7 protein-coding genes and 9 pseudogenes are annotated in these 18,181 nt (G+C 46.2%); 11 read left to right on the top strand and 5 right to left on the bottom strand.

The genetic code is table 11. The features are described from left to right. Positions 1–42: 42 nt before the first annotated feature. Together ACVKSX_RS14580 and ACVKSX_RS14575 are read right to left on the bottom strand one after the other, a co-directional pair. Positions 43–1,053, bottom strand: a pseudogene (locus ACVKSX_RS14580) (DUF4158 domain-containing protein); the annotation flags it as partial. 272 nt (positions 1,054–1,325) lie between these two features. Further along, positions 1,326–3,128, bottom strand: a complete 1,803-nt coding sequence (locus ACVKSX_RS14575) for a glycoside hydrolase family 13 protein (protein ID WP_163762545.1) — start codon at positions 3,126–3,128, stop codon at positions 1,326–1,328. Positions 3,129–3,615: 487 nt separating this feature from the next. On the opposite strand from ACVKSX_RS14575, the pseudogene tnpB reads away from it, so the two are divergent. Beyond that, a pseudogene (gene tnpB / locus ACVKSX_RS14570) lies at positions 3,616–3,960 on the top strand (IS66 family insertion sequence element accessory protein TnpB); the annotation flags it as partial. Positions 3,961–4,206: 246 nt separating this feature from the next. Further along, positions 4,207–4,478 (top strand): annotated as a pseudogene (locus tag ACVKSX_RS14565) (IS66 family transposase zinc-finger binding domain-containing protein); the annotation flags it as partial. Here ACVKSX_RS14565 and ACVKSX_RS14560 read toward each other — a convergent pair. Continuing rightward, entirely contained in the window at positions 4,475–5,134 is a 660-nt protein-coding gene (locus ACVKSX_RS14560) for a DUF421 domain-containing protein (RefSeq protein ID WP_163762543.1), read from the bottom strand. The pseudogene ACVKSX_RS14565 and the gene ACVKSX_RS14560 sit on opposite strands and share 4 nt — an antisense overlap. 200 nt (positions 5,135–5,334) lie before the next feature. Between ACVKSX_RS14560 and ACVKSX_RS14555 the strand changes: the two are divergent. From ACVKSX_RS14555 to ACVKSX_RS14520, 8 genes and pseudogenes are all read left to right on the top strand, one after another. Continuing rightward, positions 5,335–6,037: pseudogene (locus ACVKSX_RS14555) on the top strand (IS6 family transposase). 329 nt (positions 6,038–6,366) lie between these two features. Next, entirely contained in the window at positions 6,367–6,996 is a 630-nt protein-coding gene (locus ACVKSX_RS14550) for a hypothetical protein (RefSeq protein WP_163762542.1), read from the top strand. A 912-nt stretch (positions 6,997–7,908) separates the two neighbouring features. Further along, positions 7,909–8,731: pseudogene (locus ACVKSX_RS14545) on the top strand (IS3 family transposase); the annotation flags it as partial. Between the two features lie 1,376 nt (positions 8,732–10,107). Beyond that, on the top strand, positions 10,108–12,948 hold the full coding sequence (locus tag ACVKSX_RS14540) for an RHS repeat protein (RefSeq protein WP_163762541.1): 2,841 nt from the start codon (positions 10,108–10,110) through the stop codon (positions 12,946–12,948). Positions 12,949–13,076: 128 nt separating this feature from the next. After that, positions 13,077–13,196: pseudogene (locus ACVKSX_RS14535) on the top strand (recombinase family protein); the annotation flags it as partial. Beyond that, positions 13,189–13,401 (top strand): annotated as a pseudogene (locus ACVKSX_RS14530) (IS481 family transposase); the annotation flags it as partial. The pseudogenes ACVKSX_RS14535 and ACVKSX_RS14530, both read left to right, overlap by 8 nt. After that, positions 13,355–14,377, top strand: a pseudogene (locus ACVKSX_RS14525) (AAA family ATPase). The pseudogenes ACVKSX_RS14530 and ACVKSX_RS14525, both read left to right, overlap by 47 nt. A 677-nt stretch (positions 14,378–15,054) precedes the next feature. Then, the gene (locus ACVKSX_RS14520; protein WP_132500316.1) at positions 15,055–15,453 is read left to right on the top strand and encodes an H-NS family histone-like protein; all 399 of its coding nucleotides are present in this window, start codon (positions 15,055–15,057) and stop codon (positions 15,451–15,453) included. 191 nt (positions 15,454–15,644) lie between these two features. Here the strand turns inward: ACVKSX_RS14520 and ACVKSX_RS14515 are convergent, their stop codons facing one another. Beyond that, entirely contained in the window at positions 15,645–16,115 is a 471-nt protein-coding gene (locus ACVKSX_RS14515) for a transposase (protein WP_242459348.1), read from the bottom strand. 72 nt (positions 16,116–16,187) lie between these two features. Beyond that, positions 16,188–16,409 carry a hypothetical protein gene (locus ACVKSX_RS14510; RefSeq protein ID WP_242459349.1) on the bottom strand — a complete coding sequence of 74 codons (222 nt, stop codon included), beginning with the start codon at positions 16,407–16,409 and terminating at the stop codon, positions 16,188–16,190. A 656-nt stretch (positions 16,410–17,065) separates the two neighbouring features. Between ACVKSX_RS14510 and ACVKSX_RS14505 the strand changes: the two are divergent. Further along, positions 17,066–18,156, top strand: a pseudogene (locus ACVKSX_RS14505) (IS3 family transposase). Positions 18,157–18,181: the final 25 nt, after the last annotated feature.

Here is an 18,181-nt window from a genome sequence, read left to right as displayed (position 1 = left end):
TATGGTGTGGAAGTTACACGCTCCGTTCGTATACAGGAAAATGGGTACACAGTTGAGGATGACCCGCCTCAGTTTTGGATCATCTGCATTAAATCCAGCGACAGTGAACACTCCTGTAACAGCGCTGCTCGCTCAAGATCTTACGGCGTCCTGAGCCGTTTTCTGTCTGGCTTTCTTTTAAGTCCAGAATCAGCATACCGAGCACGTTGACGGCCTCATCCAGCGCTATTAATTAGCGCTATATATTTTCCCGGCGCCATACCTGCGTAATACGCCAGATTACGCAGGTATGGCGAGCAGGCCGGTAAAATTCAGTCGAAAAAACTCAAGGTTCCTAAATCGGCTATACCGCTCAAGTGCCTCAGTAAACTCAGGTCCGTTGACTGTAACCGGAAAATTTTTCAACTGTTTCGGTGGCGATACACGCACCCGCTGACCTTACGTAATGTCCAGAAACTCCGTCACACTGACGGTCTGCCAGCTCTCCGGCAAGGGGCCAGCTTTTTCCACAGTCGCTGATTTGACCGTTCGCGAATTTCGCTGATGGGACGTATAGGTGTGGTTACTCAGGGCAATAGTACCTTATTTTAAAGCAACCACGCGTTGGCAACATTATACATCAGACCGAGGCGCTCATTACTGAATCATGCCCCGGTGTAGAGCAGGCGCTTCAGGAGGAAAGACTATGGAGAATCGCCAAATTCATTGGTGCCGTAATATTCGTTAATGGATGCAGTAGTATGCTCTCTGAGGTTGGTGTGCTTTCTGCATAGAGGGAGAGCACTTTCTGAGGGTAGATATTAAGCTCTACCACGACAAATTGCTGAACACCCGGCAGTGACTGGATTCAATCCGTAATAAAGGTCCCCAGAAAACGAGCCGTTGTGAGTTGAAGCGCTATTCTCAGCCGGTTATGCTTTCCCGTCGTTTGTTAACAAAATAAAATTCCTGTTCATCAAAATTAAGATAGCGAGCCAGCTGAATGTCATTGGGTTTTGCAACATAATGTCTGAAATTCTGATCCTGGTTACTGGTCAGGAAATCGACGGTAATATCATCCCCTTTGCATGACTGGATTTTTAAAAATTTGTAATTGCCCGATAATTTATAATGTTAAAGAAAGGGAAAATAGCATCAAAAAAACGCCTTACAAATCGGAAAACCTAAGTTCAGAGAAGTTTCTGTCAATGTATTTTTTAAAAAAACTTTAACGCTCAACGTGAGTATTCGCTCTATTGAGCATTAAAGTCATTATTTAAAAACCGGCACGAGGCGTCTACGGTGAAATCTTAATACTTTAACATCACCTGTTTAAATAAATTCCCTTACTGATTTAATTTATATATTCCTGACTGCCATGGTTGTAATTCAAGAATTGCGTCATTCTTTTTAACAGCATTCTTACTGTTGCTTTCGATAATGACTTTTTCGACAGAAAGTTTATCTGGTAATTTATAAATCATTGCCTGCTCCCGAAAGTTAACAACTACTAGAAATTTATCCGGCCCAAGGCTGCGCGTATAAGCATAAACAGATTCATTTTTAAGATCTAAATCTTCATACCGACCATAAGTAAGTGCTGGGATGTCATGTCGTATCTCAATCAACTGCCGATAATAATTTAATACAGAGTCAGGGTTTTTGATTTGATTTGCCGCATTGATTTTTGTGTAGTTTGGATTAATAACGAACCAAGGCTTTCCACTGGTAAATCCTGCATTTAGGCTTCCATCCCATTGGAATGGGGTTCGGCTATTGTCTCTGCTAGTCAGGTGTACGTTTTGCAAGAACTCGTTGGCTTGCACCTTTCCTGTTTCAACGTAATCATGCCAAAATCCCTTGACCTCTATATCATCAAAATCATCAATATTTTTGAAGGGGTAATTGGTCATACCCAATTCTGAACCCTGATAAATGAAAGGCGTTGCTCGTTGTGTTAGCAACAATGTTGCAAGCGCTTTAGCTGATTTTTCACGCCACTGTGGACGTTCATCACCAAAGTGAGAGACGGAGCGCGGATTATCGTGGTTATCCAGGAAAAAAGCATTCCAACCATATTTACCTGCAGTATGATCAACCCTATTGATAATCTGTCGGAATTGCGACAAAGTCCAGTCTTTATGACGCCATCTTTCGTTAGAGTCTCGATCCAATCTGATTAAGTCAAATGTAAATGCAATGTCAAGCTCGTTACGACGTCTATCAAAAAACTTTATCGATTGATCTAAAGGGACACCAAAAATTTCACCAGCAGTCGCAACATCATATTGTGATAATACTTCTTTATTCATTTCTTTAATATAACGGTGAATGTTAGGGCCTTTAGTATACTCCTCTGCGAAATTATTCAACTCTTGTTTAGTAAGATTTGGAAAATTCGGTATTTTTGAGTAAGTGGCCACCGTATCAAAGCGTAGCCCGGAAACACCTTTATCTAGCCAGAAACGTAGCATTGTATAAAGATCTTGACGGACTTTTGGGTTATCCCAATTTAGATCTGGTTGCTGTTTAGCAAAATAATGTAAATAGTATTGATTGGTTTTTTCATCCTTTTGCCATGCAGAGCCACCAAAAAATGAGGGATAATTATTTGGTGGTGCACCTTCTTTCGGATCTCTCCAAAAGTAATAGTTGCGGTAAGGATTATCTTTACTACTTTTGCTTTGAACAAACCATTCATTTTGGTCGCTAGTGTGATTGATTACAACATCAATCATCAACCGCATATTACGTTTTTTCATTTCAGTAATCAGGCGGTCAAAATCTTCCATTGTGCCATATTCAGCCATGATTTTTTTATAGTCACGTATATCATAACCATTATCTGTATTAGGAGAGTCATAATGAGGATTGATCCAAATGGCATCTACACCCAGATACTTTAGATAGTCTAATTTAGCTATGATACCATTAATATCACCGATACCATCTTCGTTGGTATCTTTAAACGAGCGCGGATACACTTGATAAAAAACAGCCTCCTTCCACCATTTAGGTATGTTTTCCGACTGTTTGATAAGTTTTTCGTGATGTGCGGTTTGCGAACCCCCAAATGCTTGATGACATGAACCATATAATGAAGTGGTTAGAAATATGGCAAGTGCAGTTTTCAATCCTTGATGTGACATTAAATACAACCCTTATCTACTTGAAGTAATTATTATAACTTCATGCCCAAAGATATTAAATGATTTTAATCTCTAGTCAGAAACCATTACTTTAAAAATTGACCAGAGATTTCAATTATGCGATCTAACAGTGGATTGGTAAAGATGGGAAACCGATTTATAAATTTTTAAGTGATATTTATTTTTAACTAATTAATTTTCAGCACATTCTGCTAAATCATGCTTTCCAAATATACATAAGCGTTTCAAAAGACTATTATTTTGCGGAGATAAAAAACATTTATATTATCGTCAGCAGCTTTAACATAGCACGATAATAATTAATCATGAAGTAATCACACCTGATATAGCGATGCTAAGCCTGCCGCCAGGCAAAATAAAACTTTATCGGCAAATCTGCCACCGGTCATCAGCGGAAAACTAATACTACAGAGCGGCAGCCTGAGCTGCTGCGTGCACTGGCTAGCGAATTCAGGGAGGATGAAGCATGATTAAATTTCCGCGGGGCTCACGCATCTGGCCGGTCGCTGGTGTGACGGATATTCACTGCAGCCTCAACGGGCTTGCGGCTACGATGCATAAAACGCTGCGCACGGACTCGCTTAGTGGTCACCTGTTTTATCGTTCGCGGCCGGCGGGGCGACATGATAAAAGTGCTGTAGGCTAACCGGGATGAACTTTGCATATTTACCAAACGCTGGAGCGGGAGCGCATCATCTGGCCAGTAACACACGACGCTAAAGTTCATATGATACCGGCGCAGCTTTCCATACTGGTGGTGGGCATCAACCGTAGGTATCCGCAGCGGACGGAATACCTTGGCCTGCGGTTAACCTGCTGTAAAGCGGATTCATGTGAAACCTCACTCCCAGATGAATATACCCGACACAGAGCGTAGCTGCAGGAGCAACACACTACCATCCACAGAATGGCGAATTAAAACCGCCTGTATTTAAAGCTGGCGGCAGCATACGCACGCCTGCGAAATAAACCGGCTAAGGTGCTGGTCGCCAAACTTCAGCATGTGAAGTTCGGCAACATTACCTAAAATCTACATGAGTAAACGGCTTGCAAGGTGCGCGAAAACCGAACACAGGCACCAGCCGAAACCGCCTGTCCAGCGTGCGGCGGGGAGCTTCTCAACGTGCTGGGCTGCAATGTGCAGGAGCAGCGGGAGCTCATAAGCATCTCTTTTAAAGTCATCGAAACGCAGCGGCCAAAACTGGCCTGTTTCAGCTGTGGCCACATTGTTCAGGCAGGCATGCCTTCCAAACCATCGGGCGCAGCTATGCAGGTCTCAGTTCGCTGGCCCTCATTAAGCTTTCTCTCAGATATCAGGCTAAAATCTATGGGTGTGATTTCTTAACTTCCCCATCTTTCAGAATGAATGTTAGTCGTCCACTCCAGAATTCGGCAATGAAAACATCTTCATAAATCACAGATGCCTTTTTCATCTCATCTTCTAGCCATCGGGTATCCTTTCCTATCTCATTGAGTGCATATTCACGGGCTTTGCCACTTTTCATAATGATAACGGAAGGCATTTCGGAACCTTCGCACACTGCCGTTATCTGTCCGTTGGGTTCAATCTGCGCATAGACAATCTCCTGAAATGAATAGATGCCCTGCGCATGAAGCTGAGATGACACATTCAAAATATCTATCTTGTTCCTTTTATTAGATATAGTTTCGACCAAAAACCTCCCTTTCTTTATGATTGGAATCGGCTGACCTATAGTCATTTCTCTGAAAAAATGCACGTACTTACTTATCGCATTAAGTAAAGAAATCAGACATACCCCGATAAGAAGTACGAATACATATTGATATAAGGGAATAGAGTCACTGTAAATGACGCCCCCTATGATTCCACCTAAAACAAAATTCCCTATGAAGTCTATCGGCGTCATCTGGGACAACTGTGTTTTTCCTGATAAGTTGAGGTGGGTTATGACGATCATAAAACCAATGATGAATTTTACTAACACGAGCCCATAGTATTCCATGCTAACGTTGCTCCCGAACATCAATTTCTATGAAAACAGCTCAGCTCCCTGAGCCCCCCTTACGGCATTGATATGTATACCGTAATTTCGCAACCTGTCTGTAGCTGCGACCACCCATGGTAGCCATAAAATTATAGACTCTGCAGCAAAAAACTTGAGGTGGTAAACTTATCGCCCCCTTTTTGCTGGCTGAGTAGCGCATGAAACCATTCAAAGGCCGGCATTTTCAGCGTGACATAATCCTCTGGACGTTACGCTGGTACTGCAATACGGCATCAGCTATCGTGAACTAAAGGAGATTCTGGCCGAGCGTGGTGTCAATGTCGATCACTCCTCTGTTTACTGCTGGGTGCAGCGTTGTGCCATGAAATAGAAAAGCAACTGCGCTGTTACTGGCTTAACCTTTCCGACCTTTGCCTGTGGTACATATATGAAATATACCTAGAGGTAAATGGCACCGCAGCGCTTATCTTAACCAGGCCGTTGAAAACAGGATTCATAATGTCGTTTTTTCCTCGCCCCACGTGGTAACAGCAAGGCGGCATACCGTTTCAGGGTAAAATATTCAACAACGTGAAGAAGTGGCAAACCTCTGACTCATCAACACGGATAAAGCGCCCACCTATGTTCGTGTACTCGCTCTGCTAAAACGCGAAGGTAGATGTACGCCTGCGTTGAAAACCGACATATAAAGTACCGGAATAACGTCAATGAATGCGATCATGGCAGGCTGAAAAGGATAATCGGCGCCACGCCGGGATTTAAATCCATGAAGACGGCTTGTGTCACAATTGATGCTATTAAGGTGATGCGTGCGGCCAAGCCGCACCGTTTTAAGATAGTGATCCCCCGGGCAAGATGCGTCTGGTAAGCAGGCCTTTGAAATGTAAGACCTTTCGATAAATCTTCATTTCAGTCTCATCCAAGTAACGAGGTCAAACTGGAGGTAATATACAATTAAAGGACATTTGCGGATATTTGAGCAATTTCATGTTTACATAGTCACTAATAACACCTTTCGTCCAAGGAAGATATACTTTCAGCAAATTTATCGTTATTCATAAAGCCACGGTTAACCGTCTGAATATAAAGAGAAAAAGGGGGTGATATTACGTAAGCTTTATATAATAAAAATAATCATCTGTAAAAGGAGTGTTGTTTACTTTTTGTTGCAACATTATTTTATATTATTTGCATGAGCTGGTTTTTTACTAATTAAAAGGGTGAAATTAATGAAGCTATTCGGAACATCGTCATTATTATTCGGTTGCATGATGGTATCCAGTATCGCACAAGCCAGCGATATCCATATGTGGCGTGAACCCAAACCTGTTGTACATAAGGGGAAATATTACAGCTTAATAGTAGATCGTGGCGAATTACAGAAAGCAGTAAAGAACAGCAATAGCGACTATCTCTTTTCCGAAAAAGGAGCAGGAGTTAAGCCCTTGGTATTGGTTGGCTCTCCGGTAGAGATTAGTGAATTTCTGTTTCAAAATGAAAGTCGCGGCATTGAAAACCATATTAATGAGCTACCAGATATTTATATGGGAGTCGCAAATTATAAACCAAAGAACCGTTTTACCGGCTTGTTTCCGCTACAAGATGTATTGACTCAAACTATTGATCAGGTATCGAAATTTGTGCCCGGTACCTATATCACCGATGCGGCGGGAGCCCCCTCCGACCTAAAAGCATTAAAAAAAGCCATATTGGCTATGAAGCATAAGGATAAAACCAGCAGTAATATATTGTATGTTAAATTTAGCTACTTGCCTGAAGATGGTATGGTGAAAGTAGGACGCAAAACAGTTTCTTTCGGTCGCATTCTGGAGCAAATGCAGCAGAGTAATCGTCTTTAGAGTGAATAAGTGAGAAGCCGCCAGTATTTCCATGTTCAGCAATACTGGCGGAGTAAATCGCTCAGATCTTTGCCTGGACAGGGGTATTAGGCAGAATGTTAAGATTTTCCAGTATTCGACACCACACCTGATTCAATAGCTTTGTTCCGTCAACTCGCAATTGGCTATACGGAGCAATATACCTGTAAAGAGTTTACAGGATTATCTTCAGTTTCTGACATTTGTCTCTGGTCGTACCATTGATGCGATTATCGGTTGCAATTTTATTGAGGTAATTTTCCGTCGTTTCGTCCGCTTGCACTTGTTGATGCCAAGCCTGCGGTTATTCTCTCGGTAATTGATTAACGTTCAAACTCGGACAGTGCGGCAAAGATCTTTAGAGATGAGATAGCCAGCAGTGATCGTGGTATCAGTGGCCGCCCCCGTGGCCGGTCACTACGCTGTAGTTGCCAAAATTGACGGAAAGTAAGATTTAATCGGCAAAAATGTGGGTGTCGTTCATATAACTGATCAATAAACCTTTCAGGAGTGACAACGCTACGTGAATTCTGGGGAAAAAGCAGGGGTAAGACCCGTCAGATTTCATGTAGCGCTGCCTTTATTTTAACCGGATTTTGCCAGATCTTTTGACAATGACGGAGCTCAATACAAGCTGTGGCGAAAATATGGCCGACAAGCTCAAGATCCTCTGCCTCGATCTAAGTACTACAAAGTTCCTCCGACCATTTCTGGCCTTATATAATAGTAATTATATAAGGTTTTTGATTTAATAATTTATCGACTTAGGGCCTATCTCAACAGGACTTTATTCCAGACGATAAGACCGCTGGCAAAATGCAGCATAATGAATATCCACCGGTTTAACAGACACCTCAGAGTCATTTAAAATGGCTTAAGAGAGGTGCCCATGAGCTGTTACGTTATCCCGAAGAGTTCAAAATTGAAGCGGTCAAACAGGTTGTTGATCGCGGCCATTCCATCGCAAGCGTCGCCACCTGTCTTGATATCACCCGCCTCAGCCTCTATCCCTGGGTAAAAAAGTATGGCCCTGATTCATCAGCCACTAAAACGCAGTCCGATGCCTACTCTGAGATCCAGCGACTTCAGAAAGAACTGAAGTGTGTTAATGAAGAGAGAGACATACTAAAAAAAGCCGCGGCGTACTTCGCGAAACTGTCCGACTGAGGTACGCCTTTATCCGTGACAACAGCCATTGCTGGCCTGTTCGTCTGCTCTGTCGGGTTCTGGATGTTCATTCGAGTGGATTTTATTTCTGGCTTCAGGAGCCACATTAACAACGTCACTAGGCAGACCAGATGCTGACCGGGCAGAAATAGTTCTGGCTTGAGTATGAGAGTCTCTACGGTTATCGCAAGATCCATCTCGATCTGTGTGCTACCGTGCTATACATTGCGGAGTGAACCGGGTCTGCCGGTTGATGAGGCGTGCCGTAATAAAAGCTTACGTCGGGTACCGGAGCCCACTAGCACGCAAAAGTGAGGCCAGCATCGTGGCACCCAACAGGCTCCAGCGGCAGTTCAATCCGAACACACCGGATGAGCGTTGGGTGACGGACATAACCTACATCCAGACCCATGAAGGCTGGCTGTATCTGGCCGTAGTGGTTGATCAGTTCTCCCGAAAAGTTATCGGCTGATCAATGCAACCCCGGACGACAAAAGATATTGTCCTGAACGCATTACTGATGGCGTTATGGCGGCGTAATCCTCATAAATAAGTGGTGGTTCACACTGATCAGGGCAGTCAATACATAATTCCTGAAATCACACGGTCTTGTTAGTCGGAAAACCGCTTCTTCATGGGGATGTAGTTTATGAAGACATTACTAACATCGCGGTGGGTTAATCAACGGGGAGCAGGTCAACAAGTCAACAAGTCAACAAGTCAACAAGTCAACAAGTCAACAAGTCAACAAGTCAACAAGTCAACAAGTCAATTTATATTCATCACATAATGATACGAAATCGAAGATTTTTTATTATTACTGAGAGATTTTTATCAAGGTTCGAGTACAGACTTATATTTTATATTTTCGTTAGATATTCATTGAGCACGCAGGAAACATAAAAATAACGATAGGTAAAAGTGACACTGTCACCTATGACATTAAGCCTCACTTCCATGCTAAAAATAAAACAATATAAGGCTCTTTTAAGAGATAAAATGCGTAGCCAATAAATGAAAATTAGCAGTACAGACTTCTCTGACAATTTTAAACAAGAGCAGGATAAAAAATGAAATTTAAACTTGTTGACCATGTGAACGATACTTTTAACGTCGTTCTGGTAGTTATCCATATATTTAACCCGATTACCGAATTGAGTCCCGCTCTTCAAATTGATACCAACAGGCCACACTGACCCCTTTTAAATGGCGCTGCCGGTGTTTTTGGGACTATCCGGCAGCTGTGTACCGCGGGCGGGCAGCAGACTCGGCTGCTGCAGGGGCAAAGCCTTATCGGGACGCCGCGCAACGAGCGGCTGAAGTTAGCTGGCAGAAAGCCAGATGCATTCAGAAGACGCGACGGGTGTTCCACTGGACATAGTGCAAACCGGACGGCATAAGGTTTACTTCATGTGGCACTTTGTGGGTATGCCCGTGTTTCAAGCAGCAACACCTTAGCAAAGTTGTAAGCATTAAAGCGTCAGCCAGTCCTTAAATGTAGAAGCAGGTCTGGGTACTGGTGAGTTCTTGCCGCCCATGCTGACCACCTACGAATGATATAAGGGCCACGACAGCCTGGGCGTTTCTGTAAAATATATCTGCTTATACGCTGCAGGCACTGGTTCATCATTTTGTTAATTTGCCATTATTACGACCCCGGTGAAATGTATAGCATTTATCATTTGCAATTAACTGTAAGGGCTAGCAAACGCAGTTTCGGCTCACATTAAGTGATAATGGGCTCGCATCTATCCTGCCAGACTCGCCATCCATTTTATCGGGCTCACAATAACTGAAAATTAAATTTAACTATTAGCGTCTTTTTCCATGCGGCCCTGAAAGCTCCCATACACGCGAAACCATCCAGATTACTGTATGATTTTCTGTGCAGTCATACCGGCTGCACAGCATAAACAGGAGATTACCATGTGCACATCACCGTTCAGCAACTCCCCGGCTGTCACTGCCCTCGATAACCGCGGCCTGACCGTGCACGATATCGCGTACTACCGCCACCCGGATATCCCGGAGGTCACCAGCATGCGCATCACCCGCTACCGGTACGACGCCCGCGGCTTTCTGACACAGAGCGCTGATCCGCGTCTGCATGAATTAGGGCTGGCAAACTTCAGCTACCTGACGAACCTGGCCGGCAACGTCCTGTGCTCACAGGGAGTCGATAGCGGCATCACCTTCAGCCTGAACGATGCCGCAGGACGGCAGTTTATCGCGGTCAGTAACATCGGCACCACTGATGAAGATACGGAAGACCTGTGTCAGGCGGTGACCCGCACCTGGCAGTATGAGGACGCAACACTGTCGGGGCAGCCGTTAAGCATCACAGAGCAGCTCACCGGCGAAGCCGCCTGCATCACAGAACGCTTTGTGTATGCCGGCAATACGGATGCAGAAAAATCCCTGAACCTGGCCCTTGCCTGCGTCAGCCACTATGATACCGCCGGCCTGTTGCAGACGGACAGCGTGGCGCTAACCGGCGTACCGCTCGCTGTGACCCGCTGTGTGCTGAAGGACGCGGATAACACTGACGTCATGGCCGACTGGCAGGGCGGGGAAACCTCTGCCTGGAATGACGTGCTCGCAGGGGAGAGCGAGGGGTATACCACCCTGACCACTGCCGACGCTGCCGGCACGGTGCTGACCACCACTGATGCACAGGGCAATATGCAGCGGGTGGCATATGACGTGGCCGGGCAGCTGTCGGGCAGCTGGCTGACCCTGAAGGGCGGCACGGAACAGGCTATCGTGCAGTCCCTGACGTATTCTGCAGCCGGGCAGAAACTGCACGAGAAGCACGGTAATGGCGTGGTGACCACGTATGCGTATGAGCCACAGACGCAGCGGCTGGTTAGGATTAAAACGGCGCGACCAACAGGGCATGCATCAGGTGTGAAAGTGCTGCAGGACCTGAGATATGAATATGACCCGGTGGGCAATGTCCTGAAGATCACCAATATTGCCGAAGAAACGCGCTTCTGGCACAACCAGGAAGTGGTGCCGGAGAACACATACACTTATGACACTCTGTATCAGTTGGTTAGCGCCAGCGGGCGCGAAATGGCGAATGCCGGTCAGCAATGCAGCAGCCTGCCGCCCGCCACTATCCACCTTCCCACCGACAGTTCCGCATATACCAACTACACCCGCACTTACAGCTATGACAACGCTGGCAACCTGACACAGATACACCACAGCTCACCGGCGACGGGCAACAATTACACCACGGCTATCACGGTGAGCGACCGCAGCAACCGTGGTGTGCTGAGCACACTGACACCAATGCCATCCGAAGTTGACGCACTGTTCACAGCGGGCGGACAGCAGAAACAGCTGCAATCAGGGCAGAGCCTGGTCTGGACACCACGTAATGAGCTGCTGCAGGTGACGCCGGTGGTGCGAGATGGAAGCGCGGATGACCGGGAAAGTTACCGCTATGACGGTAGCAGCCAGAGACTTCTGAAAGTCAGCATGCAGAAAACAAACAGCAGCCAACAGACGCAACGCGTGCATTACCTGCCGGGGCTGGAGCTGCGCACGACCTCAACAGGCAATACAGAAACGGAGCGTCTGCAGGTGATAACCGTGGGCGAGGCGGGCCGGGCACAGGTGCGGGCGCTGCACTGGGAGAGCGGCAAACCGCCTGACATCCGCAACGGTCAGTTGCGTTACAGTTACGACAACCTGACTGGTAGCAGCCTGCTGGAGCTGGACGGCAACGGCAACATTATCAGCATGGAGGAATATTACCCGTACGGCGGTACGGCGGTATGGACAGCACGCAGCGCGACGGAAGCGAATTACAAGACCGCGCGATATTCGGGCAAGGAGCGTGACGCAACGGGGCTGTATTATTACGGGTACCGCTACTACCAACCGTGGGTGGGTCGGTGGCTTAGCGCAGACCCGGCTGGCACAGTGGACGGGTTGAATCTTTTCAGGATGGTACGGAATAATCCTCTAAGGTATTTTGATAAGGATGGACTTGCTCCAAATGAGGGGGAATTCCAACAGAAGAACGGCAGAAACTATATTAAAGAAGCTAAATATTTAGCTGCAGAACAATTATCAGTCGCTGAAAAATTTTTGAATAACTCATCTAATAATGAAGTAGCATTAGATATCTATAAGACGTTTTTTGGGTTGCATATGGGAGAAGAAAAACTAGGTATATGGAAGACACAAATAAAAAGCGTGTTAGAGGGGGTAAATAAACTGGATACGAAAAGAAATATCCAATATTCGCCGCTGAAGATAACCGCATCTGGAGAAACCTCGCAGAGTGTAGCAGCCGAAGTCGATACTCAGGCATTTCAGCGAGGGGAGAAAATTTACATGAATGCCTATACGGATATACTGGGAAAAGTCAAAAAAAATGAGACACTTGGCGTTGATCATTTGGCTCATATTTTGATTCATGAAATTTCTCACCTCCGCCTGAACACGGAAGATAAGGCGTATATTGGGGTGGTGAAGAATGAGGGATATCATGAGTTAAATGGTATGCTCGCTCTTCTTGAACCAGACAAGCTACCGACAAGTAAAGGAGAGCGCGAGGAAACTATCCTACAACGACGTACCCGAGGAAGTCTGGATGCGCTGAAAAATGCAGACTCTTTTACAACAGCGACTCGTTATCTCGCTTATGCTGCAAAAAATGCTAATTCCTACAGCTATTTTTCCCAGCAGAAAAAAAATTTCAAACCCGGATCCCCGGCTCTTATCGCGAGTCCGCGTTGGAAATCATTGTAATTTACTAATACTATTCAGGCTATTTTTTCAAAATATTTTGATTTGCCTTTTATAAGTAGACCCAAAGCAGTCAATCCGATGAGACAGTATTTCTGTCTCATTTGGGTTATTTTTATACCACTCTGGTGTTGTGTTTTCACCATTTCGAGTTAAACGAGATAGTTTTCATCATTATGGCACTTTACAGCTATGTCCGTATTTCAACCAGCGACCAGGATCTGACCCTGCAGACACAAATTCTCCGCGCTACCTCAGCCCTTCGATACCCGAAAATTTGATTACCACTTTCCTAAATTTATTGCGGCAAAACTGGCAATTGCCGATGTTCTAGCCATACCGCTGGCCAGAATGTCGCTTGAAGACCGGGCGTTTATCGACAGTATTCTGACTGAGATGCTTAACCGTAGTGAAGTACTCGCCCACATCAGAGACTATTTTCGTAACAGACCATAAGGAGAAGACCATGCGGGTTGAAGTGATAGAGCATTATGGACTGACGCAGTCTATTGAACCGGCGGGGTATTATGAAACTGTTCACCATAATCCACTGTTGAAAGACCTTAAGGGGCGATACGCGAAGGACGACTGATAGCCGTCTGTGGCGTGGCCGGAAATGGCAAAACGGTCACTCTGCGACGGCTGCAGCAGCCACTGATGGATGAAAAAAAAATTATTGTCGCCCACTTCCTGTCGTTTGACAAACAGAGTGTCCGGCTCGCCATGCTGATTAACGCCCTGTTCTACGACCTGGCGCAGGATAAGCAGGTGCCGAGCCCCAAACAATGTGAACGCCGCAAACGGGAACTGCTGGAGCTGGTCAAAAAAGGCAAACGCCTGGTGGCACTGTTTGTTGATCAGGCGCATGACCTGGACGGCAACACACTGACGGGGCTCAAACAGCTGATGGAGGTGGTTGAAGATGGCGGTCGACGGCTGTCTGTCGTTGTGGCCGATCACCCAAAACTGCGTAATGACCTGTGTCATCCGACAATGGAGGAAATCGGTTATCGTATCGATATTTTTACTCCGGACGGGATCACCAGCAACCAGCGCGAATATATCCAGAGGTTGCTGAAGACCAGCACCGGAAAGGATAAGCCGGAAGATATTCTGACGAGCGAAGCCGTTGACCTGCTAGCGATGAGACTTAGTACAACATTGCAGGTCCAGTTGCACCTGACTCTGGCGATGGAAGCACGATACCAGATAGTTAAAAAGCCGATTACCGCCACGCTGATTTAATCTATGCTGTCACGCCAGCCGGATGACCTGGAACCGAGGCTCACCCGGCATGGTTAACGGTTAAAGACATGATACAGCAGTTCGATGCAAAATCTGCTGAAATCAGAGCATTATCTAACAATAAGTAGACCCTGCCCGTATGGCAGAACTGCGCGACAGAATGCTGGCGGTTAGTCTACCGATATGACAATGTTGATTTGCAGTTATTGTGAGTCCGGTGGAATGGATTGCGAGCCAGGCAGAATAGATGCGAGCCCATTACCACTTAATGTCAGCCGGTGGTGTTTTTCATTTGCAGTTAATGTGGGCCGAAATTTACGCTGATTGCGAGTCGGAGGGGTTTTGATTGCAAGCCGCTACTATTACCATGCGCAAACAGGCGCTTATTAGCTTTAGCAGATTTTTTATCCATCCGTGCGAAGCCTTTTGAACTGATCAAAATCTACTATTTTTAATCTAACCCGATGCTTTGAGAAAATGCTCATAAGCATGATTGAAATCCTCACTGTTGGTCTCAAAATCTGCATCTCGCCTTTCTCCAGGGTAAAAAACTTTGCTGATTTTATGAATTTTTCATAGTCAACGCCAATGCTTGAAAAACTGTAAGTAAAAAGCTATTACAGATATATTCTAATGTATAAATTATAACCGCATGAGATACCATTAAAAAGTATTTATTGAGGGTAGATACGTATCCTACTTTCGAAAATAGTACTGCATGCCAGTATAAATTTTACCGTTTATTGAACAGTGGGATCACAATAATTTCAAATACAACTATTTCCGCTTGAAATATTACATAACCTATGTATAAGGATATGACATCCAGACAAATGACAATTTTCCTTCTATCGAGAGGTTTTAATGAGTGACAGCCTGAAGTCTTTGAACAACATCCGTACACTTCGCGCACAAGCGCGTGAATTACCACTCAGCATTCTGGAAGAAATGCTCGAAAAGCTTACGATTGTTGTTGAAGAACGCCGTAACGATGAAGCAGCAAATGCTGATGCCATTCTCGAACGTGCTGAAAAAGTTGCAAAATATCGTGCTATGCTAATCGAAGATGGTATCGATCTTGACGATCTTACATCTGCACAGTCTTTTGAAAAACCTCGCAAAACGCGCACTGAACGCCCTGCAAAATATAAGTACACTGATGAAAACGGTGACGAAAAAAGTTGGACAGGGCAGGGCCGTACTCCACGTTACATCAAAGAACAAATTGACGCTGGTAAATCGCTGGCCGATTTTCTGATCTGAAACCTGCATGATCGAACCGCCACATGGCGGTTTTATCCTTATTTTTAACTCTATTCGGTATGCTTTTCCCTCCTTCATTTCGATACTCATCACAATCTAAGCGCGAATAGCTATAAGATATTGTTCCTCTTCTACAGCATGCATTCAATGCAGACTTGCAACCGTGTCAGCTACTGTCTTGATAGTCAAATTTATGAGCTGTAATTCGGGTCAAACTCCTGCTGTTTCATCAGCACTGCATAACAGATATGAACCAGCTTCCTCATCACTGCGCACAGGGCTGACATTTTAGCCTTAACGGCTTTTAACAGGCGCTCGTAGAAAATCCTGAGCATGGAATTGTGTTTTATCGCCGTCATGGCCCTGAGATAAAGTTTAGCCCGTAAATCGGCCGGACCCGTTTGGGTCAGACGTGACCGGCCGTTCACTGAACTGCCTGACCGTTTCTTCTGGGGAACAAGATCCAGCCATGCCGCCGCCTGTTTCGGGCTGCTGAAGGCGTTTCCACGCAGCACTGCCAGCGTATTCGAGCCCACCTGCTTACCAATGCCTTTCACCGACGTCATGTACTTCATGTCCTGCTTCAGGCCCGGATAGTTATCAATATGATCGCCGATCTGTTGCTGGATCGAAAGCAGCTCTGCATCCAGCGCCGCAATCATTTTTGTTACTGAAGCTTCTACGCGTGTGGAAAAGCGGGTGACGTGCAGTTTTTCCAGCCGGTTCTGCTCACGCTACATATCTTCCCGCAGCACATCGCGCCTTTTCAGCAGCGCTTTCAGTTCCCGGATGGCCGGTTGCGGGGACACCCATGCTTCCGGCTGGCGCAGTGCGCCATAGAGTGCCAGAACATGGGCATCTACATGGTCGTTTTTCGTCAGAATGCCCATACCTGTTGCAAAAGAGTGTAAGCGGACCGGACTGGCAACCACCACGCGAAGTCCTTTTTCATGCAGACCATAAGCAAGATGCTCATGATAGGTTCCCGTCGGCTCCAGGATGACCTGCAGCTCAGAGAGAATGACTTCTCTGGCTACCAGTCAGTCCATTAACTGCCAGGCCACGTCCGGTCCGTTAGAAAGCACCTTAGTTTTTTTCCTAACCCGGGCCTTCCGCAAGCAGGCAGACATCAATTTTACTTTTCCCGACATCAACACCGGGCTGTATCATTTTGCGTCTCCTTTCACCTGATACCATCACGCCTGTTTCCCTTGTGCATGCGGAGTCGCTGCTTCTGGCAACTGTTCAAAGCTAATGCTGGCGTGAAAGGGGAAGCAGGAGACCTAAGCTGACACACAGGATCGAATCCTGATGGATGACACAGATTCATCGGAGCTAACAACTACAGAAAACAAGATACAGGGATGACCAGCGATTTGAGCATACTTTCAGTCTTTTGGATCTTTCATGTCTTTTATGACAAGTTAATTTTTCCACTCTCTTTTGAAGTCTTCTAAAGCTAAGCGTCTAATCATTATAAGATGGTGTGATTTTATGCCTTCATAATCTATAGATTGCAGGATGACCTACTCCCCATGTATTTACACGCCGCGATGTCAGTGACGTCTTTGAGGAAACCCCCATGAAGAAGCGTTTTTCCGACTAACAGAGCATCAGTATCCTCCGCGAGGCTGAAGCCGGGTTTTCTGCCCGTGAGCTCTGCCGTAAGCACGCCATTTCCGACGCCACCTTTTACACCTGGCGTAAGAAGTATGGCGGTATGGAGGTGCCCGAGGTTAAGCGCCTGAAGTCGCTTGAGGAAGAGAACGCCGGGCTCAGGAAGCTGCTCGCCGAGGCCATGCTGGATAAGGAGGCGCTTCAGGTGGCTCCTGGGCGAAAGTACTGACGACAGACCAGAAGCGCGAAGTCGTGGTGTTGATGTGTGATGCGACCGGTCTGTCGCAACGTCGTGCCTGCAGACTCACAGGTTTGTCCCTGTCGACCTGCTGCTATGACGCTCAGCGTCCGGCGGCTGATGCCCATTTATCAGGGCGTATTACTGAGCTGGCGCTTGAACGCAGTCGTTTTGGTTATCGGCGCATCTGGCAGTTGCTGCGTAGGGAGGGCGTTCACGTCAATCACAAGCGGGTATACCGTATTTACCACCTTAATGGACTGAGCGTAAAACGCAGACGACGCCGTAAAGGGCTGGCGACCAAACGGTTTCCGCTTCTTCGCCCGGATGCGCCGAACCTTACATGGTCGATGGATTTCGTTATGGACGCACTGGCCAACGGTCGCAGGATAAAGTGCCTGACCTGTGTGGATGATTTAACGAAGGAGTGTCTGACGATCACCGCTGCTTTCGGTATTTCAGGCGTTCAGGTCACACGTATTCTGGACAGCATCGCGTTGTTTCGGGGCTATCCGGCGACAATAAGAACCGACTAGGGCCCGGAATTTACCTGCCGCGCGCTCGATCAATGGGCCTTTGAGCATGGTGTGGAACTAAGGCTTATTCAGCCAGGTAAGCCGACGCAGAACGGATTTATTGAGAGTTTTAACGGACGCTTTCGCGATGAGTATCTGAACGAACACTGGTTCAGCGATATCGTTCACGCCAGGAAAACCATTAACGACTGGAGGCAGGATTATAACGAGTGTCGTCCACATTCGGCACTGAATTATCTGACGCCGTCAGAGTTTGCAGCACGGTGGCGAAATGGAAAATGTGAAGGTAAACAAGTCGACATTACTAACTGACGGTTGTATCTAATCCTGGGGGCAG

Source organism: Pantoea sp. PvP021 (genome assembly GCF_054056055.1).
This window is presented reverse-complemented; position numbering and strand designations above follow the sequence as displayed.